This window comes from Glutamicibacter sp. St.4D3 (genome assembly GCF_059728615.1).
Genome location: NZ_AP039380.1, coordinates 53,601 through 79,969, shown reverse-complemented (window position 1 = coordinate 79,969; position 26,369 = coordinate 53,601). Strand labels below are relative to the sequence as shown.

Here is a 26,369-nt window from a genome sequence, read left to right as displayed (position 1 = left end):
TTCAGCTTTCCGGGTCGTCCTGAAAGACCCGCACCTCCTGGGCGCAGCGGCAGCCGGCGGCGAACTTCGCCGCCCATTCCAGCGCCTGCTTGTAGCTGGGCAGCTCCAGCACCGAGTACCCGCCTTCCAGCTGGCTGGTCTGCGGGTAGGTTTGCTTGCTCACGGTCCCGTCGGCGTGCACCATCACCGGCGGGATGCTCTCATCAATGCCGCCGCCGAACACCCACACCCCGGCCTCCTTGGCCTGCCGGACCACCTCGTGGGAGGCGCGCGCCACCTCGTGCAGGTCCTCGGGCGGGAAGTCCATCGCTCCGCTGGGAAATGAGATGAGGTATTTGCTCATGGTCAACTCCTTCGCTCGGGTTTTGGCCATGCTAGCCAAGCACCGGGACCGGCGCAGCGTTTCGCAGGCGCCGCCCAGCTGCCCGGCTAGAGGATGGAGTCCAGCACGTCGCCCTGGGTGACCTCGATGCTTTCCACATCCCGCAGCTTGCGCTCCACCGCCCGGGTGCGGGTGCCGGCTTCCCGCACGGTGTTCTGCGCGGTGGCCAGCTGCTTGCCCAGCTTGTCCCACACGTCCCCGTACTTGCGGAATTCCTCCTTCGCGGCGGCCAGCACCTGCCAGACCTCGCTGCTGCGCTGTTCGATGGCCAGGGTGCGGAAGCCCATCTGCAGCGAGTTCAGCAGGCTCATCAGCGTGGTGGGTCCGGTAATCAGCACGCGGTGCTCGGTCTGCAGCCGGCTGGCCAGCCCCGGGCGGCGCACCACCTCGGCGAACAATCCCTCGGTGGGCAGGTACATGATGGCGAAATCGGTGCTGTGCGGCGGGGCGATGTACTTCCCGGAGATCAGCTTCGCCTGCTCAATGATCGCCCGGTCCAGGGCCCGGCTGGCCTGCTCGATGTCCTGCTTGATTCCCGATTCCTGGGCGTCAAGCAGCCGCTCATAGTCCTCCTGCGGCAGCTTCGAGTCGATCGGCAGGTACACCACCCCCTGTTCCCGGCCGGGCAGCACGACGGCGAACTCCACGCTTTCGCGGCTGCCTGGGCGGATCACCACGTTCTGCTCGTACTGCTCGGCGGTCAGGATGTCCTCCAGCTGCCGGGAGAGCTGCACCTCGCCCCAGGAGCCGCGGCTTTTCACGTTGGTCAGCACGCGCTTGAGCCCGCCCACGTCGGAGGCCAGGGACTGCATCTCCCCCAGGCCCTGCTGCACCATCTCCAGGCGCTTGCTGACCAGTTCGAAGGATTCGCCCAGGCGCTTTTCCAAGGTGCCCTGCAGCTTCTCATCCACCGTCTCGCGCATCTTCTCCAGCTTCGCCTCGTTGCCGGCGCGCAGCTTGTCCATTTCCTCGCGCAGCAGGCTCTGCAGCTGCAGGTGGCGCGCGGAGTTCGACTCGGTCAGCGTTGTCAGCCGCTCGTCGAGGGTGGCGCGCACCCGTTCCAGGCGCACCTCGTTGTCCTGGCGGACCTCACCCAGCGCCTGGCGCAGCTCGGCGCGCTGGCTGCCCAGGTCCTGGCGCAGTTCCCCGTGGGTGGCGCGCACCGCCTGGGTGATGGCGGCCGGGTCCTGTCCCGCCGCCCCGGTGCGCCGCACCACCAGCAGGCCGAGCAGCACGCTCAACAGGATGTTGATGACCACCAGGATCACGAGGGCCACGGTCATGGGATTCGTCCTTTTCGGGTTGGGAAGCGCTTCGTGTTCCCAGTTCTAGCACCCGTGCCGGACAGTTGGCGCGATAATGGGAGGCATGCGTCTTCTGGTCACCGGTTTTGAGCCCTTCGGTTCCGATCACTTCAATGCCAGCGGCCAGGTGCTGGCCCTGCTGCCCTCCCGGGTCGGGCAGCACACCCTGGCAACGGCGCTGCTGCCGGTCTCCTTCGCGCGTTCCGGCCCGGCCCTGCAGCACCTGGTCGCCGAGCACCGCCCGCAGGCGCTGATCTGCCTGGGCGAGGCCGGGGGCCGCAGCCGGATCACCCCCGAACGCTGGGGCGTGAATGAGGACGACGCCAGGATCCCGGACAATGACGGCGCCCAGCCCCGCAGCCGCCCGATCACCGCCGGGCCGCCGCGGGTGGCCAGCACCCTGGACCCCGAACCGCTCACCGCGGCCCTGAACGCGGCAGGGTTCGGCGCCCGCGTCTCCCAGGACGCCGGGCGCTTCGTGTGCAACCACGTGGCCTACCTGGCCTACCGGATGGCGCTGCCGGCCCTGTTCATCCACGTTCCGGCGCTGCGCCCGGCCGGGCAGGCGGCCACGGTGGGGGCGGAGACCGATGCGGGGACCGGGAACAACCACGCGGCCGGGCCGCGGGATCTAAACGAGCTGGCCCGGGCGCTGGAAGTGGCGCTGGGCACATTGTGACCGGCCGCGTCCCGCGGCTTTTGGCCCCGGTTCGCGTCCTGGTCCTAGGCTGGATGGATCATGAGCCTGACCAACCTCACCCCCGTCCAGCAACTGCGGGCCGGGCGCCTGCCGGTGCGCCTGTTCAATCTGATCACCGGCCTGCTGCTCTTTGCGCTGGCGATGGCGCTGATGATCCGCGCCGGGCTGGGGGTGGATCCGTGGGATGTGCTGCACCTGGGCCTGGCCGAACACCTGCCGCTGTCGCTGGGCACGATCGTGATCATCGTCGGCGCCCTGGTCCTGCTGGCCTGGATTCCGCTGCGCCAGTGGCCCGGGCTGGGGACGTTGGCCAATGTGGTGCTGATCGGGGTGGGCCTGGACCTGTTCCTGTGGCTGATCCCGCCGGTGCAGGGGCTGGGCTGGCAGCTGGGCGTGCTGCTGGCCGCAATCCTCATCAACGGGCTGGGCGGTGCGCTGTACATCGGCTGCCACTTCGGGCCCGGACCCCGCGACGGGCTGATGACCGGGCTGCACCTGCGCACCGGCTGGTCGATCCGGCTGATCCGCACGCTGATCGAGCTGGGCGTGCTGGGGGTGGGCTGGGCGCTGGGCGGCCCGGTGGGGCTGGGCACCGTGGTCTATGCGCTGCTGATTGGCCCGGCCACCCAGTTCTTCTTCCGCTACACGATCATTCGCCTGCCCGCGCCGCAGCCGGCGGGGGCGTAGTTCCGGGCCGGTCGGCCGCTTCGGTGAACAACTGCGCCAGCGCCTGGTCCCCGCCCTGCCCGGCGACCTGCGCCAGCCGGCGCAGCAGCTGCGGGTCGCTGCCGCGCAGGTAGTCCAGGGCCCCGGCGCGCCCGGCGCCGGTGCGCGGGGTCTCGGAGTGGGTGGCGGTGACCGCGTCGGCGGCCTGCACCTCGCGCAGCACCGCCTGCCGGTCCGGCTCGCCCACCCGCGCCTCGAGCATCAGCAGCCGTCCGTAGACCGCCGGGTTGCCGATCTTGATGCGCCGGGCGCCGATCAGCTGGGAGAGCATCGGCGCGCTGATGCCCAGCACGGCGGCCAGGGAACGCTGGGACAACCCGTAATCCTTCATCACCGCGCCGAAACGTTCGGCCAGGGACGTGCCATAGATGGCCCGTTGCTGTTCGATGGTGTTGTCCATGGAAATAGTTTCCCACGGACGTTTGCATTTGCAAACGCATGAGCTATATTTGCTTTTGCAAACACTCGCAACGGAAGGATCGAGAGATGCCCCGCTATCTGACCCGCCTCGTGGCGCTGCTGGCCACCGGGCTGCTCTGCGCGGCACCCCTGGCCGCCGCGCAGGCCGATGAGCCCCCGGCCGCCGAACTGCAGCCGGTCATGGTGGTCATGGACTACTCCAGCTCCATGCTGGCCAAGGACGCGGACGGGAAGGGCACCACCCGCATCGACGCCGCGAAGAAGGCCGCCAAGCACCTGATCAACAACGCACCCCAGGACGCGTCGATGGGCCTGGTCGTCTACGGCTCCAAGACCCCGAAGAAGTGCGATGACATCACCACCGTGCAGAAACCGGGTCCGGTGGACAAGAAGGAGCTGGCCGGCAAGCTGGACGGGCTGAAGGCCGTGGGCGAAACCCCGATCGGGGCCTCGCTGCTGCATGCGGCCAAGGAGCTGCAGCAGGTCAAGGGCCCCAAGTCGATCATCCTGGTCTCCGACGGCGAGGAGAACTGCTTCGAGCCCCCGGCCTGTGACGCGGCGAAGGACCTGGCCGGGCAGGGCATCGACCTGACCGTGCACACCATCGGCTTCAAGGTGAACTCCAAGGCCCGGGCCGAACTGGAATGCATCGCCAAGACCACCGGCGGCAGCTACGTCACCGCCCAGGACGCCGACTCGCTGCAGCAGGAGCTGACGGTGCGCACCCTGCGCGCCTTCGCCGGCTACACCCCGGCCGGCGCCCCCATTCAGGGCGCCACCCAGATGCATGAGGCCCCCACCATGGTTCCCGGCCAGTACCTGGACACCCTGGAGCGCGGGGAAACCGAGAGCTGGGTCAGCAAGGACGGCACCACCAAGTACTACAAGATCGGTCCGCTCAAGCCCGGCGAGCGCGCCCACTTCTCCGCCACCATGATCCCGGACCAGACCTACGACCACGCCACCGTGGCCTCCGGCCGGGTGCGGGTGCAGCTGGTCAACGGGCAGGGGCGCGAGTGCACCTCCGCGCAGAGCGCCAACTCCAACACCAGTGAGCTCGGCCGCCCGATGAGCGGCTACGTCAACAGCCCCGAGTACCGCCAGGACGCCTCCACCGGCTGCTTCGCCGACGGCACCGGCGAACTGTTCGCCAAGGTGACCCGCGACGGGGAACTGCAAAAGGACGCCCCCATGGACGTGGAGCTGCTCTACGTGCTGGAACCGGCCGTGGACGCCACGCTGCTAGGCGCCGAGGCGCGCCAGGCCGATGAACCCAGCTCCGTCACCGTGACCGGGCAGGCGGACCCGGTGCTGGGCGGCTCCAGCTTCAACGACGCGCTGCCCATCGAGTCCGGGAAGATCTATGCCGACTCCGCGCTGACCAGCGAGGGACGCTACTACAAGGTGCACGTGGCCAACGGGCAGAAGCTGAACCTGCGCGCCACCAGCGGGAACAACACCGAAGCGGGCACCAACAAGGTGGGCGTGGCGGTGTACTCGGCGGTGCGCGAGCAGGTGCAGATGGTGGGGGAAAATTCCCTGTACCGCTCCAAGACGAACTCCACGGCGACCTTGAACATGCGCACCGCGGTCGACCAGTCCAACCGTTCCGGTTCGATCGGCAAGGACGCCTACCTGGGCGGGGACTACTACGTGGTGGTGTATTCCGACACCTGGCAGCAGAAGTCCAATGCGGTGCCCTTCGAATACGAGCTGGCCGTGGAGGTCACCGGCACCGAGCAGCCCTTCCCGGGCGCCGCGCCGATCTTCGAGGGCGAACCGGCCGGCGAACCGGACACCGACCAGGATGCCGGGCAGGCTTCAGCCGAACCGGCCCCCGCCGAACAGCAGCAGGATCAGCCGGAGCCCAGCCAGCAGCCGCAGGCCACCGGGCAGGCAGGCCCCTCCAGCGGCCCGCTGTGGCCCTGGTTCACCGCCGGGCTGCTGATCACCGCGGCCGTGCTGGCTGCCGGCAGCTTCCTGCAGCGCCACCGCGCCACGGCGGTCGTGGAACCGGCGACCACCCAGATCCAGAACAACGAGCCGAAGGGACGGCCATGAGGAAGCTTGTACTGAGCACGGCGCTGGGCCTGGCCCTGGTGGCCCAGGGCGCCACCGCCGCGGTGGCCGAGCAGAGCCCGGAGAGCAAGATCCTGGCGCACCAGCCGGTGGGCGCCGATATCACCGGCTCGGATTCCATGGATTCGGCGCCCCGGCTGGAGGCGGGCGCCCACCAGGACCGCCTGCCGGTCACCGGTGAGGAGCAGGCCCGCTACTACAAGCTGCCCGACATCCAGGACGGCGAGCGCCTGACGGTCAGCGGCCAGCCGATCGTGGACATGATGGGCGAACCCACCAGCCGCGAATCGATGCGCTTGCGCGCCGAGCTGCTTGATTCGCAGGGGCGCGCCTGCGCCGGCAACTCGAACGCTTCGATCTCCCGCAGCAATTCCACCCCGCTGCCGGTCCTGCACCTGCAGACCACGGCGAAGGACACCTACTCCACCTGCTTCTCCAACGAGGATGACACGGTGTACCTGAAGCTGCAGCGCACCGGGCAGTGGCAGGCGCAGGACGAGGTGCCGGTGGAGCTGCGGGTCAGCGTCGAACCGGCGGTGGATCCGACCTCGCTGTCCGGGGTGATGCCCGAACAGCAGCCCCCGGTCTCGGTGAGCCTGAGCGGGGAGCCGAGCCCGGTGTCCGGCGGCAGCGGTTTCGCCACCGCCACCGAGCTTTCCGCCGGCACGATCTCCGCCGATTCGGTGCTGCCCTACGAGGTCAAGTACTACAAGGTGCACATTTCGGAGGGTCAGCGGCTGAGCTACCGGTTGAGCGTGCAGCCCTCCGAGAACGCCAGCGCCTCCGGGCTGGCCACCGGCACCTATTCCCCGCTGCTGGCTCCGGACGTGGCCGGCACGAGCTGGGACAAGCTCTCCCGGGAGGATGTGGGCGCCTCGGTCACCCGCAGCACGCTCAGCGAGGTCTCCCGCGACCTGGTGGACGGCTACGGGGGAAGGTTCGGCCTGCGGGTGCCCGGCGACTACTACATCGCGGTGGCCGGCACCGCGAATGACCCGCGCGGACTGAATCCGCTGAACTATTCGCTGGCCGTTGAGGTCAGCGGGGAGGCGAAGAACACCGGCGCCTGGGAGCCGGACATCGGCGAGCAGGGCCAGGCCCTGGCCGCAGGGGATGCCGGTTCCTCCTCCTGGCTGCCCAGCGGCGCCCAGCTCGGCGCATTCCTGGGCGGGGCGGCGGTGGCGCTGGCCGGCTTTGCCGGGCTGTGGCTGCTGCGCCGCAAACGCGCCTAGCGCGCCCCTAGGGGGACGGGGACACCGGGTGCCATCGGTACCCGGTGTCCCCTTCTTCGCAGCGCAGCTGCTCATCATCCAGCCCGCGCACCTTCAGCCCGGCCTCCAGAACGGTGCACTGCTCCCCGGCCCGCACATTGGAGCTGATCTCCACCCCCGGGTCGCTGGCCGACGGCTTGCTGGCCGGAGTGCTGGGCGCACTGGCCGGGGTGCTGGGCGCTGCGGACGCCGTGCCGGGCTCGGGGCCGGGTGTCTGCTGCTGCGGTGCCGGGTCCGTGCTGCCCTGCCCCGCGTCCTGCCCCGCGTCCTGTCCCGCCCCGATGAGCCACAGCGAGAGCGCCCCGAGCAGCACCGCGAGCGCCAGCAGCGCCCAGGGCAGCGCCTTGCGCGGTGCGCCGCGGCGCTGGGCCGCTTCCGCTTCCCGTGCGATCGCCGGTTCGGGCTGCGGCGGCACCGCGGCGTCTGGCCCTGCCGGGTCCGGCGCCTCGTTGGGCGGGAAGTGGTCGAACACCTCGAACACCTCCCCGGAGGCCACCCGGTAGCCTTCCCGGTTGCGCAGCCCGGCCAGCAGTTCCGGGGCCCGGACGGCCGCCCGCTGCCGGTCATCCGGCTGGGGGCTGAGCAGCCCAACCAGCACCCGCTCCAGCGGCCCGGCGGGCGGCTGGCCGGAGAGCGCCTCGCAGCGCTCACGCAGCGCCGGGCCGTGCAGGGCCGGGTCAAGCAGCTGCACCCCCAGCACCCCCAGCGCGTACAGGTCCTGGGCGGGTTCCGGGTCGGCGCCGGCCCGCTGCCCCGGGGCCAGGAAGCCGTCGGTGCCCACGGTGATCCCCAGCTGGGTCAGCCGCGGCTGGTCCATGTGGGCGGCAATCCCGAAATCGGTCAGCCGCACCCGCGGCACCCCGGTCCCGGTCAGCTCCAGCAGCACATTGGCCGGCTTCACGTCCCGGTGGATCCACCCGGCGGCGTGAACGTGGCCCAGCGCCTCCAGCAGCTGGGCCAGCACCTCGGCCGTCAGCTCGGGGCTCATCGCCCCGTAGTCCTGCAGGGCGGTGTGCAGGTTTCCGCCGCGCATCAGCTGGGAGGCGATGACCACCCGGTCATCCACGGCCGCCCACCCGTAGGGGGTGAGCAGATGGGGGTGGTCGAACTTCACGCCCTGTTCGCGCACGAAGCGCAGCAGCTCCCCGCTGTAGCTTTGGCGCATCACCTTCGCGGCGCAGCGCCGCCGGCACTGCAGGTCCCGGGCCAGCCACACCGAACCCGAGCCGCCCTGGGCAATGTGCTCGATCAGCTCAAACCGCCCGGCTATGACCTCTGCCATGCGCTCTCCTTCAGTTTCCCTGCGGTACCAGCCTAGGTCACCGCCGCCCGCGCGCCGGGCCGGATTCGCGCAACATCAGGACAAAGCGGGCCCGGCACGCAATACTTAAGCCATGTTTGTCGTTGCGCTCAGCCCCCGGCCCCGTTCGGTCACTGACGTGGCCGCGGCCGGAGAGGCGTTGTGGCACCAGTTGGGCCAGGTGCACACCCACGCACCGTTTACCGCGCTGTCCGGGCAGCTGCTGCTGGGGGTGCCGGCGGATGCGGCGGCGGCCGTGGACGCGGTGCTGCGGGTGGCGCGGCTGAACTTCTGCAACATCGGGCTGGGCATCGGCCCGCTGCACACTCCGGTGCCCGAGGATGCCGAGCAGATCGACGGGCGGGCGCTGCGCCGGGCGCTGGGTGCGCTGCAGGCGGCCGGGCACCGCGGGGAGCGGGTTCCGATCTGCGTCTCGGGGCCGGCGGCGGAGCTGGACACGGGCATCGAGGGGCTGTTGCGGTTGCTGGGCCAGTCCATCCGCACCCGCACCGAGGCCGAATGGGCGGTGGTGGATCTGATGACCCCGGGGGTCCGCGGGCAGCAGCGGGCGATCGCCCAGGCCCTGGACATCACCCCGCAGGCGGTCTCCGCGGCGATCGTGCGCTCGGGGTTCAACGACGAGCACGACGCCCGGGCCGGGGTGGCCCGGCTGCTGCAGCTGGCCGACGCGGGCTAGCACGCCGGCGCCCGAAAAGATTTTCGAACCATCTTGCGCGCTGCCCCGCAACCGGACCCAAAGTGTCGGGGGTCACACCTACGCTGGAAGTATGGACCAGCAAGAACACAGCCACCGCCGCAAGGCGGAGCGGAAGATCAGGCAGCAGATGCCTGAGGGCTGCCTGCACGATGAGGTGGCCGAGCTGATCGAGCAGCTCACCCGCCGCGTGGACATCCTGCTGCGCGCCGGGGAACGCGGGGACTGCGCGGAGGCGCTGCGTCAGCTGGAAAGCGCCAAGGCCAGCTACTGCGCCATGCAGGCCAAGCTGGCCTACCGCCTGGAAAAGGACACGATCTTGGATGCGGAGGACCGCTGCATCAACATCGACCAGTTTGAGCGCGGTGCCGCGGCCTCGGTGGCCATGGCCCGGCGCCAGTCCCAGCAGGGGGCCCGCTCCTATCTTCAGGCCTGCCGGATGCTGGTGGAGGATCTTCCCAACCTGTGCGCCAGTTTTGAGCGCGGGCATCTTTCCGAACGCCAGATCCTGGCGGTCACCGGCCCGTTGACGGACGTGAACGCCCGCCGTCGCCGGGAATTCGATGAGCTTTTTGCCCGCGAACCGGACATGTTCCAGGACCTGGGCACCAAGCGGTGCCGCGACGCGGTCGAACGCTTCACTATGCGCCATGAGAGCATCGAGAAGGCCGACCGGATCGGCAAGGCCGCGGAGGAACGCCACGTGATCTTCACCCGCGGCAAGGACTGCGTGTGGCTGCGCGCCAAGCTGCCCCTGGAGGAGGGTGTGGGCCTGGAGACCAGCCTGAAGCGGCGGGCCAGGCGGGAACGCGCGGCCGGGGACAAGCGCAGCATGGCCCAGTTGATGACCGATCTGCTCACCCGCCAGTCCATCACCGGCAACGCCGCGAAGCTTCCGGTGTTCGTGGACGTCAAGCTGATCATGACCGACCGCACGCTGCTGCTTGGGGATCGGGAGCCGGCCTACCTGTGCGGTTACGGCTTCGTGCCGGCCCAGTATGCGCGCAGCCTGGTCACGGAGATGGACACCCGGCTCTACGATGCGAAGTGGAATGAGGACACCGAGGAGCTCAGCGACCGGATCGGGGCCTTCCCGGAGCTCCAGCGCCTGTTCACGGCCCCCGGCACCGGGGAGCTGATCGCGATGGATTCCAAGGCCCGCGTCGTCCCGGAGAACCTCAAGGACTTCCTGCAGATCCGGGACGTGCGCTGCCGCACCCCGTACTGTGATAACGACGCCGCCGAATTTGACCACATCACCCCGTGGCGGGCCGGGGGCCTGACCAACATGCACAACACGAACTACCGGTGCCGTTGGTGCAACCAGGCCAAGGAAACCCCGGGATGGCATGAAAGGGTGGTGCGGGAGGACCCGCACACCATCCGGATCACCACCCCCGACGGGGCGGTCTACCAATCACTGGCCCCACCGCCAACCACGGTCTACCGCAATCCTTCACCCTCGCTGATCGCCCAGGCCTGCTGGCTGCCTGCCGCCACCGACGCCGCAGCCTAGCGCGCCAGGACTCCGCGCAGCACCGGCACCAGACCGTCGTCCCACACCGAATCGGTCACCGAGTCGGCGACCGCCTTGACCTCATCCGGGGCCTGGCCCATGGCCACCCCCAGCCCGGCCCACTGCAGCATCTCAATGTCGTTGCGCCCGTCCCCGACCGCGATGGTCTGCTCCGGGGCAAAGCGCAGGATCCCGCGCAGCCGTTCCAGGCCACTGGCCTTGGTGGTGCCTTCGGCGGCGATGTCCAGCCAGGCGGTCCAGCCCACCGAATAGGTGACCCCCGACAGTCCCAGCCCGTGCACGGCACGGCCGAACTCCTCGGCGCTGGAGTCGGTGGAGAACACCACCACACGCACCGCCTTGCTGTTCACCAGCTCCTCAAAGTCGACGACCCTGGCCGGGGCGCCGAAGCTGACGTCGCTGAACTGCTCGCTGGAAAGGAACTCGCCGCGCTCGTTCTCCAACGCGTACTTCGCGTTGGGCAGGGTGCGCCACAGGGTGGCCAACACCAGGGAGGGGTCAAAAATCTCGCGGTGGATGACCTCCACCTCTTCTCCGGTCACCTTGGCCAGCACCCCGCCGTTGCAGGCCACCACATAGCCGTGCTCGATGCCCAGTTCCTGCACCACGGGCAGGGCGGCGCCCAGGGAGCGGCCGGTGGAAATCACCACTTCATGTCCGGCGTCCACCACTTCGCGCGCGGCGCTGCGCACCTGCTGGCTCATCTGGTCCTGATGGTTCACGATGGTGCCGTCAACGTCTAGGCACACCATTAACTTATCGTTGGTCAACCGGTCTTCGTTGCCGGTCTTGGTCATGACTGTCATAACCCCAGTGAACCATCTTGTCCCACAATTGGCGATGATGCGGCGCACATGTGCGATGAACGTGCGGCGACTTCGTGGTAAACCTGAGCATAAGAGCGCCCATTTTGCAGGAGGGCAGCAACAATGCGCGAACCATCGGCCACCCGGCGCCACACGCCACTGGCCCAGGGGTGCGGCCAGCCGCACAGCTGCCCGGAACCGGTGCGGCTGCGGGTGCTGGGCCAGGTCCCGTATTTCCGCGGCCTCTCCGAGCAGCAGCTGCGGGTCATTGACGGCCAAATGCAGTCCCTGGCCTGGGCGGAGGGTGAGCACCTGTATGCGGCCGGACAGCCGGCCAGCGACCTGTACGTAATTGCGTCCGGGCGGGCCAAGGCGTTTCACGACACCGCCGAGGGCCAGCAGGTGGTGGTGGACCTGCTGGGCCCCGGCGACCTGTTCGGCGGGGTGCCGGCCCTGGGCCATGACCGCTACCCGGAAACCGTGCAGGCGCTGAGCACCACCTGCGCGCTGCGGATGGACAACGCCACGTTCGAAAACATCCTGGGGCAGTTCCCCCCGGTGGCGCTGCAGGTGCTCAACGCCCTGGCCGGGCAGCTGCGCACCACCCGCTCCACGCTGGCCGAACACCACGCCGCCCCGGTGGCCAGCCGGGTCGCCGCGACCCTGCTGCGCCTGGCGGACAAGTTCGGCACCCCCAGCCGGCAGGGTGAGCTGATCCAGTTCCCACTCTCCCGCGCCGATTTGGCCGGGATCACCGGGGCGAGCCCCGAATCGGTTTCCCGGGCGATGAGCTCTCTGCGCAAGGCCGGCATCATCGAGACCGGGCGGCGCTGGACGGCGCTGACCGACCGCGCCAGGCTCACGGAGATCGCCGAAAACTACTAGCCAGAGCGTATGTGCGGTTAACTGACGCAGATCATGGTGGGGGTTGGGGCCCGTTCGTAGGGTGAAGGTACTTCCCGGGATACCGGGAAGGACGCAACCTGCGAAAGGAAAGCCATCATGAGCACCACGACCAGCATTTGGACCACGCTGCGCGCCGAGGGATTCTCCTGCCCGTCCTGTGTGGGAAAGATTGAAAAGCAGGTCAAGAAGCTGGATGGGGTCACCGAGGTGAAGGTGCACTTCGCCTCCTCCCGCGTCCAGGTGCAGCACGACCCGCAGCGCGCCAGCGTGCAGGACCTGGTCTCCGCCATCGCCAAGGCCGGCTACAAGGCCGTCCCGGCGGCGTTCTAGAGGTCGTGGTGATCATGCAAAAGGTGTGGCAAACGCTGCGGCGGCTGACCGCCGGACGCTGGTTCATCCCCGCCGTTTCCGGGGCGCTGATCCTGGTTTCCCTCCTGCTCTCCGCCGGCTTGGGCCAGCAGCCGGCCGGCGACGTGTTCATGGTTGCCGCCGCGGTGCTGGCCGGGTACCGGATCGCGCTGGCCGCCGGACGGGCACTGTGGGGCCGGCATGTGGGCATCGACCTGCTGGTCACGGTGGCCGCGGCCGGTGCCGTGGTGATCGGCAACTACTGGGAGGCGGCCGCGGTGACGTTCCTGTTCGCCGTCGGGCACGCCCTGGAGGCCGCCACGCTGGACCGGACCCGTTCGGCGCTCTCGGCGCTGGTGGCCGTGGCCCCGGACGAGGCGGTGGTGCTGCGGGAGGGGCAGCAGCACCGCGTTCCGGCCGGGCAGGTGCTGGTCGGCGAGCTGGTGCTGGTCAAGGACGGGGCGAAGGTCCCGGTCGACGGCCGGGTGCAGCACGGCAGGGCCGGGGTGGATGAAAGTTCGATCACCGGGGAGTCCCTGCCGGTGGACAAGGCCGCCGGGGACCAGGTCTTCGCCGGCACCATCGCCACCAGCGGCTTCCTGCAGGTGGTGGCCGAGGGCATCGGCGCGGACACCACCCTGGCGCGCATCATCCACCGGGTCGAGGAGGCGCAGGACGCCCGGGCCCGCACGCAAAGCTTCTTCGACCGGTTCGCCACCTGGTACACCCCGGCGATCATCCTGCTGGCGCTGGTGGCCGGGCTGCTCACCTCCGATGTGGTGCTGGCCCTGACCCTGCTGGTCATCGGCTGCCCCGGGGCCCTGGTGATCTCCATCCCGGTGGCGGTGGTGGCCGGCATTGGCCGGGCCGCGAAGGACGGGATCCTGATCAAGGGCGGGGAGTATCTGGAGCAGGCGGCACGGATTGACACGGTGGCCGTGGACAAGACCGGCACCCTGACCGAAGGCCGCCCCCAGCTGACCGACCTGGTGCCGGTCGGCCGGGGCGTGGACGCCGCGCAGCTGCTGGAGGTAGCCGCCCGCGGCGAGGCCGGCTCCGGGCACCCGCTGGCCCAGCCGATCCTTACGGCCGCCGCGCAGCGGGGCCTGGTGGTGCCGCTGCCCGAGCAGGTCGAACCGGTGCTGGGCAAGGGGATCCTGGCCCGCTCCGCCGGCCAGCGGATCCTGATCGGCAACCCCGCCCTGCTGGCCGATCACGGGCTGGTGCCCGGGGCGCGGGCGGCCGCGGCGGCCGGGGAACTGGCCGCCACCGGCAAGACCCCGATGCTGGTGGCGCTGGACGGTCAGGTGCTGGGGGTGGTCGCGGTCGCGGACACGGTGCGCGCCGACGCCGCGCAGATGGTGCGCGAGCTGCGCGCGGTGGGGGTCAAGCGCATCGTCATGCTCACCGGGGACAGCGCCCCGGTGGCGCACGCGATCGCCGCCCGCACCGGCATCACCGAGGTCAGGGCGTCGCTGCTGCCCGAGGACAAGCTGGAGATGGTGCGCGAACTGCAGCGCGGCGGGCACACGGTCGCGATGGTCGGCGACGGGGTGAACGACGCCCCGGCCCTGGCTGCTGCGGACATCGGGGTGGCCATGGGCGCGGCCGGTTCGGCGGTGGCCGTGGAAACCGCCGATGTGGCGCTGATGGGGGACAACCTGCTGCGCCTGCCCCAGGCGATCGGTGCGGCCCGGCGCACGGTGCGGGTGATGCGCCAGAACATCATCATCGCGGTGGCCACCGTGGTGCTGCTGCTGGCCGGCGTGTTCGCCGGCGGGGTGACCATGGCGCTGGGCATGCTGGTGCACGAGGCCTCGGTGCTGGTGGTCATCGGCAACGCGATGCGCCTGCTGCGCCGCAGCCCGGCCCGCCGGGACGCCGGGGTCCAGCGCCCGGCCGCGCTGGGCGTCCAAGTCGAGGCATGAGGCGAAAAAACGCCACGGCCGCCGGTACCCTACCGGCGGCCGTGGCGTTCGCGGGCGTGCTAGGACAGCACTTCCAGCCCGCCCAGGTAGGGCTGCAGCGCCTTGGGCACGTTCACGGTGCCGTCCGGGTTCTGGTGGTTCTCCAGGATCGCCACAATCCAGCGGGTGGTGGCCAGGGTGCCGTTCAGGGTGGCCACGGCCCGGGTCTTGCCCGCCTTGCCGTCCACCACCTGGCGTTCACGGATGTTCAGGCGGCGGGCCTGGAAGGTGGTGCAGTTCGAGGTGGAGGTCAGCTCGCGGAAGGTCCCCTGGGTGGGCACCCACGCCTCGCAGTCGAACTTGCGGGCCGCGCTCATGCCCAGGTCCCCGGCGGCGGTGTCGATCACCCGGTAGGGCAGCTCCATCTTCGCCAGCATTTCCTCTTCCCACGCCAGCAGCCGGGCGTGCTCCGCCTCGGCCTGCTCGATCGTGGTGTAGACGAACATTTCCAGCTTGTTGAACTGGTGCACGCGGATGATCCCGCGGGTGTCCTTGCCCGCGGCCCCGGCCTCGCGGCGGTAGCAGGAGGACCAGCCGGCGTAGCGCAGCGGCCCGTCGGACAGGTCCATGATCTCGTTCGCGTGGTAGCCGGCCAGCGCCACCTCGCTGGTGCCCACCAGGTACAGGTCATCGCGTTCCAGGCGGTAGATCTCGTCATCGTGTTCGACGTCGAAGCCGGTGCCCTGCATGATTTCCGGGCGCACCAGGGTCGGGGTGACCATCGGGATGAACCCGTAGGAGACCGCCTGGTCCAGGGCCATGTTCATCATCGCCATCTCCAGGCGCGCGCCGATCCCCTTCAGGAAGTAGAAGCGCGAACCGGAGACCTTCGCCCCGCGCTCCATGTCGATCGCGTCCAGCTTCTCGGCGATCTGCAGGTGGTCCAGTGGCTCGAAGCCCTCGGCGGCAAAGTCGCGGGCCGTGCCCACGGTCTTGAGCACCGTGAAGTCGTCCTCGCCGCCGGAGGGGATGCCCTCGACGATCAGGTTCGGGATGGAGCGCTGCAGGGCGCTGGCCTTCGCGGCGGCGGCGTCGGCGGTGGCCTGGGCCTGCTTGACCTTCGCGGCCAGGTCCTTGACCTCGGCCAGCAGGGCGGCGCGCTCCTCGCCCTTGGCCTTGCCGACCTTCTTGGAGAACACGTTCTGCTCCGAGCGCAGCGTCTCGAAGGCGGCAATGGTTTCACGGCGGGCCACATCGGCGTCCAGCAGCTGGTCAACGAGCGTCTCGTCGGCGCCGCGGGCACGCTGCGAGGCGCGGTACAGGTCCGGATTATCGGTGAGCATTTTCAGGTCGATCACAAGATAAGCGTAGCAACCATGAGTACGATGAAGTCACTATGCATAGAAACCGCGTGATCATCGCTTCATTGGCCGGCGGCGCCGGCGTGGCCGCGCTGCTGAGCTGGCGGTCGGTGCGCAAGCTCATCGAACCCAGCAGCCCGCTGAGCCGGGAACCGGATGAGGTGGAGCAGGTCGCGGCCGGCCAGGTCGCCATCGTGGTCAATCCCTCCAAGTCACAAGCCGAAGCCGCCTGCCACGCGGTGCGTCGGGTGTGTGCCGAGGCCGGGCTGCCCGAGCCGCTGGTGTTTGAGACCACGGTGGACGACGCCGGGCAGGGCGGCGCGCGCCAGGCGCTGCAGGCCGGGTGCGACACCATCCTGGCCGCCGGCGGGGACGGCACGGTGCGCGCGGTGGCCGAGGTGATCGAGGGCGCGGAGGCGACCCTGGGCATCCTGCCGCTGGGCACCGGCAACCTGCTGGCCCGCAACCTGGAGATCCCGATCGACGATGTGCACACCACCGCGCTGCTGGCGGTGCGCGGCCGGGTGCGGCGCATCGACGTGGGGCATTTGCGCCTGCAGCACCTGAACGGCACGGAGGCGGACCACGCGTTCCTGGTGATCGCCGGGGTGGGCACCGACGCGGACCTCTTTGACGACACCGACGAGCAGCTCAAGCGCCGGGTCGGCTGGCTGGCCTACTCGGAGGCCGGGCTGCGCCAGCTGCCCGGGCAGCGCAAGCGCGTCTCCTTCCAGCTCGGGGACGGCCCCTGGCAGACCCGCCGGGTGCGTTCGGTGCTGTTCGCAAACTGCGGCAAGCTGCAGGGCCTGGACTTCGTGCCCGAGGCGAAGCTCGATGACGGGATCCTGGACGCGGTGGTGCTCTCCCCGCGCTCGGCGGCCGGGTGGGTGTGGATCTTTTTGAAGACCGCGTTCCGGGCGAAGAACGAGATCCCGGTGATTTCCTTCTACAAGACCAAGAAGGTCTCGCTGCGCTGCACGGAGCCGATGAACACGCAGATCGACGGGGACCCGACCGGCATGGTCAATACCCTGCAGGCCTGGATCAACCCGTCGGCGCTGCGCATCCGCACCGCCTAGAGGCGGTGCAGCAGCTGGCCCACCCATTCCCGGGCCCGGATGAAGGCCTCGTTGGAGTTGTGTGAGTCGATGCTCGGGGTGATTCCCTCCGCGGCATTGTAGGAGCCCAGGAACTTCAGGTCCGGGCACAATCGGTGCAGCCCGGTCAGCGCCGCGGCGACCCGCTCCTCGGCCAGGTGCCCGTCGATGTCCACGGAGAAGAAGTAGCTGCCCAGCCCCGTGCCGGTGGGCCGGGACTCGATGCGTGAGAGGTTCACCCCGCGCGCGGCGAACTGCTCCAGCAGCGCCATCAGCGCGCCGGGCTTGTCCTCGGGCAGCGGGACGATCAGGGTGGTCTTGTCCACCCCGGTGGGCGCCGGCAGCGGTCCGGGACGGGTGACCAGGAAGAAGCGGGTCACCGCCCCCAGGTTATCCTCCACGCCCTCGACCAGCACCTTCAGGTTGCGGTCGTGGGCCACCAGCGGCGAGCAGATCGCCGCCTGGTGGTGCTGTTCGGGGTCCTGCAGCCCCACGGCGGCGGCCGCGGTGGAGGAGCCCTGGATAAATTCCGCTCCGGGAATATTGGCCTGCACCCAGCCCCGGCACTGCGCCCAGGCGACCGAATGCGTGGAAATCTGGGTGATCTGCTCCAGCGCGTCGATGTCCTCGCGCACCGCCAGCACGAACGTGATCGGCACCAGCACCTCGCGCACGATCTGCAGGTGGTCGGCCCGGGCGATCGCGTCCAGGGTGGCCGAGACCCCGCCCTCCACGGAGTTCTCGATCGGCACCATCGCCCCGTCCACCGAGCCCTCCAGCACCATCGCCAGCGCCTCGTTCACGTTGGCGCCCGGGACCCGCTCGGCCTCGTCCGCGCCGGGAACCTGCAGCAGGGCGGCCTCGGTGAAGGTTCCCGACGGGCCCAGGTAGGCATATCTCATCGAACGGCCGGCTCCTGCCCGTTTTCGGATTCCATCGGCAGCTGCGCCTCGATCCACGCGTCCGAGCCCCCGGCAATGTTGTACACCGAGTAGCCCATCCCGGTCAGCCAGGCCGAGGCCTGGGCGGAGCGGCCCCCGGTGCGGCAGATGACATAGGTGTCCACATCCGGATCCAGTTCCTCGAAGCGTTCGGGAAGCTGGCCCAGCGGGATGTGGGTGGCGCCCTTGGCGTGGCCCTCAACCCATTCGAAGTCCTCGCGCACATCCAGGATCAGCGCCCCGTCGGGCACCTCGGTCACCGAGACGGTCTCGAAGTCACTCATGGTTAGCGTTCCTCTCGCATAGGGTGTTTGCTTATAAGACTAATGAGTTCGAGCATCGAAAGCAGACATGTTGACGTCATCCGCCCTGAAGTTGCGCAACCAGCTGGCCGCCGGGGAGGTCTCCAGCCGGGAAGTGACCGAACACTACCTGCGGCGCATCGAACGCTTCGCCTCCCTGGGCGCGTTCGTGCACGTGGAGCAGCGGGCGCTGCAGGCCGCGGCGGCCGCGGACCGCCAGTTCATGCGTGGGCCCATCGGGCGGCTGCACGGGATGCCGATCGCGTTCAAGGACCTGAATGAGGTCGCCGGGATGCCCACCACCTACGGGTCCAGGGCGGTGTCGCACCTGGTGGCGGCACGCGACCACCCGCTGGTGGCCCGGCTGCGCGCCGAGGGGGTGGTCATCACCGGAAAGACCCAGGTCCCGGAGTTCGGACTGAGCAGTTATTCGGAGAACCTGGTCGCCGCCCCCTCCCGCAACCCGCTGAACCCCCAGCTGTCCTCCGGGGGATCCTCCGGCGGGCAGGCGGCGGCGGTGGCCGCCGGGCTGCTGCCGCTGGCCCCGGGCAGCGACGGGGGCGGGTCGGTGCGCATCCCGGCCGCGGCCTGCGGGCTGGTGGGCCTGAAGCCGGCGCTCGGGCGGGTTCCGGCCGATGTCGCCGAGGGCTACCTGGACGGCTTCGGCGCCCCGAAGCTGACCGTGAGCGGTCCGCTGGGGCGCGATGCGAAGGATACCGCCCTGCTGCTGGATGCGATGCTCGGCCAGGACCGCTACCTGCCGGCCCTACAGGACGGCCCGGTGGACGCGCTGCGCGGGCTGCGCATCGGCTACAGCACCCACTCCCCCTTCGAGCCGGTCTACCAGATCCGGCTCAGCAGTGACGCGCGGGCCGCGTTCGAGCGCGGGCTGCGGCTGCTGGAGCACCGCCACCACGTCATGCCCGCCGACCTGCGCTACGCCCCGGACTACCCCGAAACGTTCGCCACGGTGTGGACCAACGGACTGAAGGACGTGGCGATCGGCGACGAATCGCTGCTGGGCACCCTGGCCCGGGACTACCGGCGCCGCTCCCGCCAGCGCAGCGCGCAGGTCTCGCTGGGCGCCGCGACCCGGATTAAGCAGATCGCCGCGGACTTCATCGCCCAGTGGTCGGCCTATGACGTGATCGCCACCCCGGCGATGGCCCACACGCCCCCGCCGATCGGCTACTACACCCGCCATGACGCGGACACCGACTACCGGCTGCAGTGCCAGTACACCCCATACACCTCGATGGTCAACGTCGCCGGGTGCTCGGCGATCACCGTCCCGGTGGCCACAGCCGCCGATGGCATGCCAATGAGCATTCAGCTCATTTCAGCCCACGCCAACGAGGAAAAACTGCTCATTTTGGCACACCAGCTGCTGGCCGAAGCATAACAGGCTGTGATCCACCAAACCGTGTGAGATCTATCGCAAAAGTAGGCATCGAAGTCAAGAAGGGCGAAAAATGTTACGCATGTCTACTGTTTCACCGAGCACCACCGGTACGGGCAATGAGCATTCAGCTCATTTCAGCCCACGCCAACGAGGAAAAACTGCTAGACCTTCTTCGGTCACCCCCGGCGCGCTGGCCAACCTGTTCAGCGTCGAGATGTGGGAACGCTTCTCCTTCTACGGCATGCAGGCACTGCTGGCCTACTACATGTACTTCTCGGCCACCGAGGGGCGGCCTGGGCATGGAGCAGGGCCTGGCGCTGTCGCTGGTGGGCGCCTACGGTGGCGCGGTCTACCTGAGCACCATCCTGGGGGGCCTGGGTCTCGGACCGCCTGCTCGGCCCGGAACGGGTGCTGTTCATCTCCGCGATCGTGATCATGGGCGGTCACCTGGCCCCTGGCGCTGCTGCCCCGGCGTGGTGGGGCCTGGCCATCGGCCTGGTGATGGTGGCCGTGGGCTCGGGCGGGGCTGAAGGCCCAACGCCACCGCCCTGGTCGGCTCGGCTGTACTCCAAGGAGGACCCCGAAGGCCGACGCCGGCTTCTCGATCTTCTACATGGGCGTAAACATCGGCGGGCTGGTCGGGCCCCGCTGCTGACCGGGCTGCTGCACAAGCACTTCGGCTTCCACGTGGGCTTCGGCGCCGCTGCGGTGGGCATGGCCCTGGGCCTGGTCATCTACGGGTTCGGACGCAAGAACCTGCCCGAGTCGGTGCGCCAGGTCGCCAACCCGCGCTGCCGACCGCTGAGCGCAAGCGCTACCTGCTGATCTTCGCCGCCGTGCTGGTGGTCATCGTGCTGGCCTTCACGCTGAAGATCGTCCACCCCCCGAGAACCTGGCCTCCACCATCGCCTACGTGGTGATCGCCGCCAGCATCATCTACTTCGTGCTGATCCTGCGCAGCCCCCCGGGTGGATGCGACCGAACGCAAGCACGTGTACGCGTTCATCCCGTTCTACATCGCCTCCGCCGCGTTCTGGGCGCTGTTCCAGCAGCAGTTCACCTTCATCGCCGCGTACTCGGCCCGAACGCCTGGACCGCCGCCTGTTCGGCTGGGAAATGCCGGCCAGCTGGGTGCAGTCCATCAACCCCGGTGTTCATCGTGCTGCTGGCCGGGGTGTTCGCCACCATGTGGACGAAGCTCGGTTCCCGCCAGCCGCGCACCAGCGTGAAGTTTCGGCCTGTCGCTGGGTCCGTGGTGGGCATCGCCTTCTTGTGCTTCATCCCGCTGAACTCGCTGGCCAAGACCCCCGCTGCTGGCCCTGGTGGGGGATCCTGCTGCTGTGCACCATCGCCGAGCTGCTGCTCTCCCCCCGATCGGCCAGGCGGTGACCACCCAAGCTGGCCCCGGCCGCCGTTCGGCACCCAGATGATCGCCCTGTTCTTCCTCTCGGTCTCGCTGGGCACCCACCCTGTCCGGCGTGCTGGCCGGGTACTACACCGAGGGCAATGAGGTCGCCTACTTCCTGTGGCTGGGCGGCACCGCGGTGGTGCTGGGGCCTGGCGATGTTCGCCGCCACCCCGGCGCTGAAGAAGCTGATGGGCACCGTGCACTAGCAGGGTCCCCGCAAACACACAATGGCCTGGTCCCCCATGCGGGGGCCAGGCCATTGGCGTGTTTGCGCGCCCTTAGGCGTAGTCGGAGTACATGCTCTGGTTCAGGTCGGTGTAGAACGAGGCGGAGAAGAAGAACACGAAGATGATGAACGCGTAGCACAGCAGCGCCAGCACCAGCCCCACCCAGGAGGTGATCAGCCCGGCCAGAGCCATCCCGCGCCCGGCCGGCTCGCGCCGGTACCCCCAGGTGGCCGGTGATCACCCCGGCCAGGGGGATGAAGATGATGACCAGGAATCCAAGCAGGGACAGGATTCCCAGGACCAGGGAGGCCACCGAGAGTCCGGTGGGCTGCGGCGGGGGCACATAGGTGTTCTGGGGGTACGGGTGGTAGCTCATCGCCTCCATCCTATAAACCGTCCGGGAACCAGGGAAACCGGCGCGGCGCGCACGGCCAACCCCGATAGGATGCCTAGTAGCAGACTCTTGACCTGGCAGACAAAGGATGGGCATGGCACACGAACGCGCGGGACAGCCGGCACGCGAAGAAGACCTGATCGACCTGCAGGAGGTCCTGGACGCCTACTTCAGCCGCGTTCCCGATCCGCAGCAGGCCGGGCAGCGGGTCTCCTTTGGCACCTCCGGGCACCGCGGCAGCTCGCTGAACGGCTCCTTCAACGAGGCGCACATCGCCGCGATCACCCAGGCGGTGGTGGACTACCGCGTCTCGGCCGGGATCACCGGTCCCATGTACGTGGGCAAGGACAGCCACGCCCTGTCCGAACCGGCGTACCGCACCGTGCTGCAGGTGCTGGCCGGCAACTCGGTGCGCGTGCTGGCCGAGGACGGGCTGACCCCCCACCCCGGCGCTGAGCCACGCCATCCTGGTGCACAACGCCGCCGGCGGCCAGCAGGCCGACGGGCTGATCATCACCCCGTCGCACAACCCACCGGCCGACGGCGGGATCAAGTACAACCCGCCGCACGGCGGGCCGGCCGAATCCGAAATCACCGGCCCGATCGCCCAGCGCGCGAACGAGCTGCTTGAATCCGGGCAGATCCGCCGGGCCGAACCGGACGCCGAGGCGTTCGACTTCCGGGAACTGTACGTCACCGACCTGGCCGAGGTGATCGACTTCGCCGCGATCGCCGAGTCCGGGATCAGCATTGGCGCCGACCCCGCTGGGCGGGGCCTCGGCCCACTACTGGGGAGAAATCGGGCGGCGCTACGGGCTGAACCTGGAGGTGGTCAACGAGCGGGTGGACCCGCGGTTCGGGTTCATGACCCTGGACAAGGACGGCAAGATCCGCATGGACTGCTCCTCCCCGGATGCGATGGCCTCCCTGGTGGCGAACCGCCGCAGCTACGACATCGCCACCGGCAACGACGCGGACGCGGACCGGCACGGGATCGTCACCCCGGACGCCGGGCTGATGAACCCGAACCACTTCCTGGCCGTGGCCATCGACTACCTGCTCACCCACCGCCCGCAGTGGCCGGGGGACGCGCAGGTGGGCAAGACCCTGGTCTCCTCGGTGCTCATCGACCGGGTCGTCGCCGCCCACGGCCGCCAGCTGCTGGAGGTGCCGGTGGGCTTCAAGTACTTCGTGCAGCCGCTGGCCACCGGCCGGGCGGTGTTCTGCGGGGAGGAATCGGCCGGGGCCTCCTTCCTGACCCGGGACGGGCGCCCGTTCAGCACCGACAAGGACGGGATCATGCTGGCGCTGCTGGCCAGCGAGATCCGCGCGGTCACCGGCAAGTCCCCCAGCCAGCTGCACGCCGGGCTGGTGCGGGAACACGGCACCAGCTACTACGCCCGCTTCGACGCGCCGGCGGACCTGCAGCAGAAGGAGGTGCTGGGCCGGCTTGATGCGCAGGCGGTGCAGGCCACGCAGCTGGCCGGGGACGCGATCACCACCAAGGCCACCGAGGCCAGCGGCTACCCGATCGGCGGGCTGAAGGTCTCCAGCCAGCGCGCCTGGTTCGCCGCCCGGCCCTCGGGCACCGAGGACATCTACAAGATCTACGCCGAATCCACGGTGGGCCAGGAGCACCTGCAGCAGGTGCTCGCCGAGGCCCGCCAGATCGTGGACGCCGCGCTGGCCGGCCAGGTGTAGCCCGCCGCCACGGCGCCGGGGCTAGATGAGCTTGTCGATGAACTTGCGCTTGGCCCAGGAGTAGGGCGGGTAGACGGCGTTCAGGGTGTCGATCACCGTGGTCTTGTTCAGCTCCGGACGCATCTGCGAGAGCCGCTCAAAGCCGTGCTTGCCATGGTAGGAACCCATGCCGCTGTCCCCCACGCCGCCAAAGGGCAGGGTCGGGACGATCAGGTGGGTCATCGGCGCGTTGTGCACGATCGCCCCGGCCCGCACCCGGTCGGAGAAGATCGACTGCAGCCGCGGGTTCTCGCTCATCAGGTAGGCTGCCAGCGGGGCGGGGCGTTCGGCGATGAACTGCAGGGCCGCGTCGAAGGACTCCACTTCGATCACCGGCAGGATCGGACCGAAGATCTCCTCGGTCATCAGCGGGCTGTCCAGCTCCACGTCGCGCATCACCGTGGGGGCCAGGCGCAGGGTCTGGGCGTCGCTCTGCCCGCCGATGACCACCCGCCCGTGCTCCAGCAGCCCGGTGAGCCGCTCAAAGTGCTGGCGTGAGACGATCCGCCCGTAGTCCTGGTGGCTGATCGGGTCCCGGCCGTAGAAGCTGCTAATCGCCTTGGCCAGGCGGTCAACCAGCGCGTCCGCGTCCCCGATGGACAGGATGTAGTCCGGGGCCACGCAGGTCTGCCCGCTGTTCATGAACTTAGCGAACGCGATCCGCTTGGCGGTGGCCGGCAGGTGGTTGTCCACCACGGTCGGGCATTTGCCGCCCAGCTCCAGCGTGGTGGGGGTCAGGTGCTCGGCGGCCGCGCGCGCCACGATCCGCGCCACCCGCGCCCCGCCGGTGTAGAAGATGTGGTCCCAGCGCGCGGCCAGCAGCTCGGTGGCGGTGTCCACCCCGCCCTCGCACACCGCGTACACCCGCGGGTCCAGGTAGTGCGGCAGCAGCCGGGCGATCGTGCCGGAGGTGGCCGGGGCCAGTTCGGAGGGCTTGAGCACCGCCGCGTTGCCGGCCGCGATCGCGGCGATCAGCGGGGCCAGCAGCAGCTGCAGCGGATAGTTCCAGGCGCCGATGATCAGCACCACCCCCAGCGGCCGCGGCTCGATCTTGGCCATCGCCGGCTGCAGCGACAGCGGCACCTTCACCGAGGTGGAGTCCATCCACTCGGCCAGGTGGCGCTGGGCAACGTCGATTTCCGTGCGCAGGAAGTCGATCTCGGAGAACTTCGCCTCGGTCGCGCTCTTGCCCAGGTCCTCGGCGAGCGCGGCGATGAAGTCCTCCTCGCGTTCGGCCAGCATCTTCTCCAGGGCCCGCAGCTGCTGGGCGCGGAAACGGCGCGGATGGGTGATGCGCGCGTCGGCGGAGCGGCGCAGGTGCGCGATCATCTCCGCGATCTTGCCCGGGTGCTCGTCGACCGGCGGCGCGGTTTCCCCGACCGGTTCCGGCGGCTGCTGTGAGGTGAAGATTCCCATGGCTCGAGCGTACGTCATCCCCCGGCCCCCGTTTGCGCCACCGGGTTGATACATTGGGCTGGATAAAGGAGGGCCGATGACCGACCTGAGCGCCCCGCTGGGCTCGTTCGCCGTCGCCGCCGCCCTGGTGGCGCTGATCCTGCGGGCCCTCAGCCCGAGCGGGAGCGGGAACCTGCTGTCCCAGGCGCGCCGGTACGCCCGGTGGTGCGCGCTCATCGGATTCCTCGCCGCCGTCTCCACCGACTGGTTCGATGCCTTCTACCCGATCAGCGCGGAGGGGCAGGCGGTGCCCGGCGGCTGGCCGGGCGCGGTGGGGCGGGCCGCCACCCCGGCGCTGTGGGTCGGGTTCGTCTACGTGCTGGCCCAGTTCACCGGGCCGCGCGTGCAGCGCAGCGCCGACCCGCAGCCGCGCACCGGGTTGGTGCCGGGCAAGCTGGTGGCGGCCCTCGTCCTGGTCCTGGCCGGCTCGCTCACCGCGCTGTGGGCGGCGGGCGATGTGCCCTACCGGGCTCCCACCGCGCAGCGCGAGCTCAGCGGGGAGGAACTGAGCTACTTCATCCCGGCCGCCGACGGGTTGCGCCCGGCCGGCGAGGTGCTGCCGTACCTGGCCCTCTGCCTGGGACTGCTGGTGGCCGCCACCCTCCTGGCCAGCCTGGTGATCCTGCGCCGCAGGCCGCTGCCGGGGATCTCGCGGCACGACAACCGGATGCTGCGCCGGGTGTGGCTGAACCGGCTGTACCGCACCGTGGCCGTGGTCCTGGCCGCCAACGGCGCGGCCGCCCTGCACTACAAGGCCCGGTGGTTCCACCAGCAGGCCGCGGACGGGGACCTTGAGCGGCTGCGCGCGCTGGGCGACGGCTGGGATTCGGTAGGGAACTACGCCGTGCTCGGCGTCGCCCTGGTGATGCTGTTCTGGCGCCCGCCACAGAACTTCGAGGGCGTCACCGCCGTGCCGCGGCATCCGGTGCGCGCCCTGCGCGACCACCTGTTCGCCACCCAGTACTTGGCGCTGGGCGCCTCACTGATCCTGCTGCTCGTCCTGTGGCCCACGCACTCACCGCAGCCGCAGGCCCTGCCCGATGCACGGCCGGGGATGCACCTGATGGTGCTGATCACCGGCGCCGCCCTGCTCTACCTGGTGATCACCGGCAGCAGCATGGGGTACGTGCACGGCAAGGCCGGTCGGACCGGGCCCCGGCACTGGGGACCGCTGCCGCGCTGGATCTACCCGGTGGCCGGGCTGCTGATGGCCGCCAGCGTCTACTTCCTGCTGCGCCCGCCACTGGACTACCTGTGGGGGCTGGTCACCGCCCCGGCGGCGTTCATCCTGCTGCTGGTGGCGGTGCTGTTGCTGGCCCACGCCGCCGTGCGCCTGGCCAGCCGGCGGATGCAGGTGGCCTGGGCGGTGGATGGGCACTGGGAGCGCTGGTACCGGCAGGTGATCGAATTGCGTTCGCTGCGCACCGTGACCGCCGCCCTGGGCGCCCTGCTGTTCTGCGGCTACGGGTTTGACTACGGATGGGTCGGGCTCAGCCTGGCGGTGCTGTGCTTCCCGGCGCGGCTGCTCATCCCGCACCCCGGCCCCGAACGGCACCCGGCAGCGGCACATGGGCGCCCGGCTGCTGCCGGCCCTGCAGCACCGCCGGGCGCGCCGGGCCGGCCCTGACCGGGGGCGGCGCG

At 69.7% G+C, this 26,369-nt stretch carries 23 protein-coding genes and 1 pseudogene; 14 read left to right on the top strand and 10 right to left on the bottom strand.

Annotated elements, in window-relative coordinates:
* Window position 1 precedes the first annotated feature (1 nt).
* Both AC6I21_RS00380 and AC6I21_RS00375 read right to left on the bottom strand, forming a co-directional pair.
* A complete protein-coding gene (locus AC6I21_RS00380) occupies window positions 2–343 on the bottom strand; it encodes a YciI family protein (protein ID WP_054821889.1) in 342 nt (113 codons plus the stop codon).
* An 86-nt stretch (window positions 344–429) separates the two neighbouring features.
* Window positions 430–1,665, bottom strand: coding sequence for a DNA recombination protein RmuC (locus AC6I21_RS00375; protein ID WP_497762859.1), 1,236 nt, complete (start codon window positions 1,663–1,665; stop codon window positions 430–432).
* Between the two features lie 85 nt (window positions 1,666–1,750).
* On the opposite strand from AC6I21_RS00375, the gene AC6I21_RS00370 reads away from it, so the two are divergent.
* Both AC6I21_RS00370 and yczE read left to right on the top strand, forming a co-directional pair.
* Window positions 1,751–2,365, top strand: coding sequence for a pyroglutamyl-peptidase I (locus AC6I21_RS00370; RefSeq protein ID WP_497762858.1), 615 nt, complete (start codon window positions 1,751–1,753; stop codon window positions 2,363–2,365).
* Window positions 2,366–2,425: 60 nt separating this feature from the next.
* On the top strand, window positions 2,426–3,073 hold the full coding sequence (gene yczE, locus AC6I21_RS00365) for a membrane protein YczE (protein WP_138173119.1): 648 nt from the start codon (window positions 2,426–2,428) through the stop codon (window positions 3,071–3,073).
* On the opposite strand, the gene AC6I21_RS00360 is transcribed toward yczE, so the two are convergent.
* Window positions 3,036–3,512, bottom strand: a complete 477-nt coding sequence (locus AC6I21_RS00360) for a DNA-binding protein (RefSeq protein ID WP_138173121.1) — start codon at window positions 3,510–3,512, stop codon at window positions 3,036–3,038. The two genes, yczE and AC6I21_RS00360, sit on opposite strands and share 38 nt — an antisense overlap.
* Before the next feature lie 86 nt (window positions 3,513–3,598).
* Here AC6I21_RS00360 and AC6I21_RS00355 point away from each other — a divergent pair, with 86 nt between their 5' ends.
* Both AC6I21_RS00355 and AC6I21_RS00350 read left to right on the top strand, forming a co-directional pair.
* A complete protein-coding gene (locus AC6I21_RS00355; RefSeq protein WP_497762857.1) occupies window positions 3,599–5,593 on the top strand; it encodes a vWA domain-containing protein in 1,995 nt (664 codons plus the stop codon).
* On the top strand, window positions 5,590–6,843 hold the full coding sequence (locus AC6I21_RS00350; protein ID WP_497762856.1) for a hypothetical protein: 1,254 nt from the start codon (window positions 5,590–5,592) through the stop codon (window positions 6,841–6,843). Before AC6I21_RS00355 ends, AC6I21_RS00350 begins: the two co-directional genes overlap by 4 nt.
* 7 nt (window positions 6,844–6,850) lie before the next feature.
* Here the strand turns inward: AC6I21_RS00350 and AC6I21_RS00345 are convergent, their stop codons facing one another.
* Window positions 6,851–8,164: a serine/threonine-protein kinase gene (locus AC6I21_RS00345; protein ID WP_497762855.1), complete on the bottom strand. Its 1,314-nt coding sequence runs from the start codon at window positions 8,162–8,164 to the stop codon at window positions 6,851–6,853.
* Window positions 8,165–8,276: 112 nt separating this feature from the next.
* Here AC6I21_RS00345 and AC6I21_RS00340 point away from each other — a divergent pair, with 112 nt between their 5' ends.
* Together AC6I21_RS00340 and AC6I21_RS00335 are read left to right on the top strand one after the other, a co-directional pair.
* Window positions 8,277–8,879, top strand: coding sequence for a hypothetical protein (locus AC6I21_RS00340; RefSeq protein ID WP_446754966.1), 603 nt, complete (start codon window positions 8,277–8,279; stop codon window positions 8,877–8,879).
* Window positions 8,880–8,970: 91 nt separating this feature from the next.
* Entirely contained in the window at window positions 8,971–10,413 is a 1,443-nt protein-coding gene (locus AC6I21_RS00335) for an HNH endonuclease signature motif containing protein (RefSeq protein WP_497762854.1), read from the top strand.
* Here AC6I21_RS00335 and AC6I21_RS00330 read toward each other — a convergent pair.
* Complete coding sequence (locus AC6I21_RS00330; RefSeq protein ID WP_054821662.1) at window positions 10,410–11,240, bottom strand: Cof-type HAD-IIB family hydrolase; 831 nt, start codon at window positions 11,238–11,240, stop codon at window positions 10,410–10,412. The genes AC6I21_RS00335 and AC6I21_RS00330 overlap by 4 nt on opposite strands.
* 123 nt (window positions 11,241–11,363) lie before the next feature.
* Here AC6I21_RS00330 and AC6I21_RS00325 point away from each other — a divergent pair, with 123 nt between their 5' ends.
* The 3 genes from AC6I21_RS00325 (at window position 11,364) to AC6I21_RS00315 (ending at window position 14,422) form a co-directional block, all read left to right on the top strand.
* Window positions 11,364–12,125 (top strand): Crp/Fnr family transcriptional regulator, encoded by a 762-nt coding sequence (locus tag AC6I21_RS00325; protein WP_343832140.1) that lies wholly within the window; start codon window positions 11,364–11,366, stop codon window positions 12,123–12,125.
* 117 nt (window positions 12,126–12,242) lie between these two features.
* A complete protein-coding gene (locus AC6I21_RS00320) occupies window positions 12,243–12,476 on the top strand; it encodes a heavy-metal-associated domain-containing protein (RefSeq protein ID WP_054822077.1) in 234 nt (77 codons plus the stop codon).
* A 14-nt stretch (window positions 12,477–12,490) separates the two neighbouring features.
* The gene (locus tag AC6I21_RS00315; RefSeq protein ID WP_497762853.1) at window positions 12,491–14,422 is read left to right on the top strand and encodes a heavy metal translocating P-type ATPase; all 1,932 of its coding nucleotides are present in this window, start codon (window positions 12,491–12,493) and stop codon (window positions 14,420–14,422) included.
* A 59-nt stretch (window positions 14,423–14,481) separates the two neighbouring features.
* On the opposite strand, the gene serS is transcribed toward AC6I21_RS00315, so the two are convergent.
* Complete coding sequence (serS, locus tag AC6I21_RS00310; protein ID WP_138173137.1) at window positions 14,482–15,759, bottom strand: serine--tRNA ligase; 1,278 nt, start codon at window positions 15,757–15,759, stop codon at window positions 14,482–14,484.
* Window positions 15,760–15,797: 38 nt separating this feature from the next.
* On the opposite strand from serS, the gene AC6I21_RS00305 reads away from it, so the two are divergent.
* Window positions 15,798–16,841, top strand: coding sequence for a diacylglycerol/lipid kinase family protein (locus tag AC6I21_RS00305; protein ID WP_343832144.1), 1,044 nt, complete (start codon window positions 15,798–15,800; stop codon window positions 16,839–16,841).
* Here AC6I21_RS00305 and pheA read toward each other — a convergent pair.
* Together pheA and AC6I21_RS00295 are read right to left on the bottom strand one after the other, a co-directional pair.
* Complete coding sequence (gene pheA, locus AC6I21_RS00300; protein WP_497762852.1) at window positions 16,838–17,761, bottom strand: prephenate dehydratase; 924 nt, start codon at window positions 17,759–17,761, stop codon at window positions 16,838–16,840. The genes AC6I21_RS00305 and pheA overlap by 4 nt on opposite strands.
* Window positions 17,758–18,084 (bottom strand): rhodanese-like domain-containing protein, encoded by a 327-nt coding sequence (locus tag AC6I21_RS00295; RefSeq protein ID WP_054821759.1) that lies wholly within the window; start codon window positions 18,082–18,084, stop codon window positions 17,758–17,760. Before AC6I21_RS00295 ends, pheA begins: the two co-directional genes overlap by 4 nt.
* Before the next feature lie 67 nt (window positions 18,085–18,151).
* Here AC6I21_RS00295 and AC6I21_RS00290 point away from each other — a divergent pair, with 67 nt between their 5' ends.
* Window positions 18,152–19,504, top strand: a complete 1,353-nt coding sequence (locus AC6I21_RS00290) for an amidase (protein ID WP_497762851.1) — start codon at window positions 18,152–18,154, stop codon at window positions 19,502–19,504.
* 408 nt (window positions 19,505–19,912) lie between these two features.
* Entirely contained in the window at window positions 19,913–20,329 is a 417-nt protein-coding gene (locus AC6I21_RS00285; protein WP_497762850.1) for a POT-type proton-dependent oligopeptide transporter, read from the top strand.
* Between the two features lie 861 nt (window positions 20,330–21,190).
* Here AC6I21_RS00285 and AC6I21_RS00280 read toward each other — a convergent pair.
* Window positions 21,191–21,331: a hypothetical protein gene (locus AC6I21_RS00280; RefSeq protein WP_497762849.1), complete on the bottom strand. Its 141-nt coding sequence runs from the start codon at window positions 21,329–21,331 to the stop codon at window positions 21,191–21,193.
* A 296-nt stretch (window positions 21,332–21,627) separates the two neighbouring features.
* On the opposite strand from AC6I21_RS00280, the pseudogene pgm reads away from it, so the two are divergent.
* Window positions 21,628–23,234 (top strand): annotated as a pseudogene (gene pgm / locus AC6I21_RS00275) (phosphoglucomutase (alpha-D-glucose-1,6-bisphosphate-dependent)).
* Window positions 23,235–23,255: 21 nt separating this feature from the next.
* On the opposite strand, the gene AC6I21_RS00270 reads toward pgm, so the two are convergent.
* Window positions 23,256–24,689, bottom strand: coding sequence for an aldehyde dehydrogenase family protein (locus AC6I21_RS00270; RefSeq protein WP_360028946.1), 1,434 nt, complete (start codon window positions 24,687–24,689; stop codon window positions 23,256–23,258).
* Between the two features lie 76 nt (window positions 24,690–24,765).
* On the opposite strand from AC6I21_RS00270, the gene AC6I21_RS00265 reads away from it, so the two are divergent.
* Window positions 24,766–26,355 (top strand): hypothetical protein, encoded by a 1,590-nt coding sequence (locus AC6I21_RS00265; RefSeq protein WP_497762848.1) that lies wholly within the window; start codon window positions 24,766–24,768, stop codon window positions 26,353–26,355.
* Window positions 26,356–26,369: the final 14 nt, after the last annotated feature.

What these genes read in the sequence shown, in the direction of transcription:
- AC6I21_RS00290 (WP_497762851.1), top strand. Translation starts at nt 18,152, where the DNA reads ATGTTGACGTCATCCGCCCTGAAGTTGCGCAACCAGCTGGCCGCCGGG.
- AC6I21_RS00340 (WP_446754966.1), top strand. Translation starts at nt 8,277, where the DNA reads ATGTTTGTCGTTGCGCTCAGCCCCCGGCCCCGTTCGGTCACTGACGTG.
- AC6I21_RS00375 (WP_497762859.1), bottom strand. Translation starts at nt 1,665, where the DNA reads ATGACCGTGGCCCTCGTGATCCTGGTGGTCATCAACATCCTGTTGAGC.
- AC6I21_RS00325 (WP_343832140.1), top strand. Translation starts at nt 11,364, where the DNA reads ATGCGCGAACCATCGGCCACCCGGCGCCACACGCCACTGGCCCAGGGG.
- yczE (WP_138173119.1), top strand. Translation starts at nt 2,426, where the DNA reads ATGAGCCTGACCAACCTCACCCCCGTCCAGCAACTGCGGGCCGGGCGC.
- AC6I21_RS00350 (WP_497762856.1), top strand. Translation starts at nt 5,590, where the DNA reads ATGAGGAAGCTTGTACTGAGCACGGCGCTGGGCCTGGCCCTGGTGGCC.
- AC6I21_RS00380 (WP_054821889.1), bottom strand. Translation starts at nt 343, where the DNA reads ATGAGCAAATACCTCATCTCATTTCCCAGCGGAGCGATGGACTTCCCG.
- AC6I21_RS00265 (WP_497762848.1), top strand. Translation starts at nt 24,766, where the DNA reads ATGACCGACCTGAGCGCCCCGCTGGGCTCGTTCGCCGTCGCCGCCGCC.
- AC6I21_RS00270 (WP_360028946.1), bottom strand. Translation starts at nt 24,689, where the DNA reads ATGGGAATCTTCACCTCACAGCAGCCGCCGGAACCGGTCGGGGAAACC.
- AC6I21_RS00280 (WP_497762849.1), bottom strand. Translation starts at nt 21,331, where the DNA reads ATGGCTCTGGCCGGGCTGATCACCTCCTGGGTGGGGCTGGTGCTGGCG.
- AC6I21_RS00360 (WP_138173121.1), bottom strand. Translation starts at nt 3,512, where the DNA reads ATGGACAACACCATCGAACAGCAACGGGCCATCTATGGCACGTCCCTG.
- AC6I21_RS00315 (WP_497762853.1), top strand. Translation starts at nt 12,491, where the DNA reads ATGCAAAAGGTGTGGCAAACGCTGCGGCGGCTGACCGCCGGACGCTGG.
- AC6I21_RS00370 (WP_497762858.1), top strand. Translation starts at nt 1,751, where the DNA reads ATGCGTCTTCTGGTCACCGGTTTTGAGCCCTTCGGTTCCGATCACTTC.
- AC6I21_RS00330 (WP_054821662.1), bottom strand. Translation starts at nt 11,240, where the DNA reads ATGACAGTCATGACCAAGACCGGCAACGAAGACCGGTTGACCAACGAT.
- AC6I21_RS00335 (WP_497762854.1), top strand. Translation starts at nt 8,971, where the DNA reads ATGGACCAGCAAGAACACAGCCACCGCCGCAAGGCGGAGCGGAAGATC.
- AC6I21_RS00305 (WP_343832144.1), top strand. Translation starts at nt 15,798, where the DNA reads ATGCATAGAAACCGCGTGATCATCGCTTCATTGGCCGGCGGCGCCGGC.
- AC6I21_RS00345 (WP_497762855.1), bottom strand. Translation starts at nt 8,164, where the DNA reads ATGGCAGAGGTCATAGCCGGGCGGTTTGAGCTGATCGAGCACATTGCC.
- AC6I21_RS00295 (WP_054821759.1), bottom strand. Translation starts at nt 18,084, where the DNA reads ATGAGTGACTTCGAGACCGTCTCGGTGACCGAGGTGCCCGACGGGGCG.
- AC6I21_RS00320 (WP_054822077.1), top strand. Translation starts at nt 12,243, where the DNA reads ATGAGCACCACGACCAGCATTTGGACCACGCTGCGCGCCGAGGGATTC.
- AC6I21_RS00355 (WP_497762857.1), top strand. Translation starts at nt 3,599, where the DNA reads ATGCCCCGCTATCTGACCCGCCTCGTGGCGCTGCTGGCCACCGGGCTG.
- pheA (WP_497762852.1), bottom strand. Translation starts at nt 17,761, where the DNA reads ATGAGATATGCCTACCTGGGCCCGTCGGGAACCTTCACCGAGGCCGCC.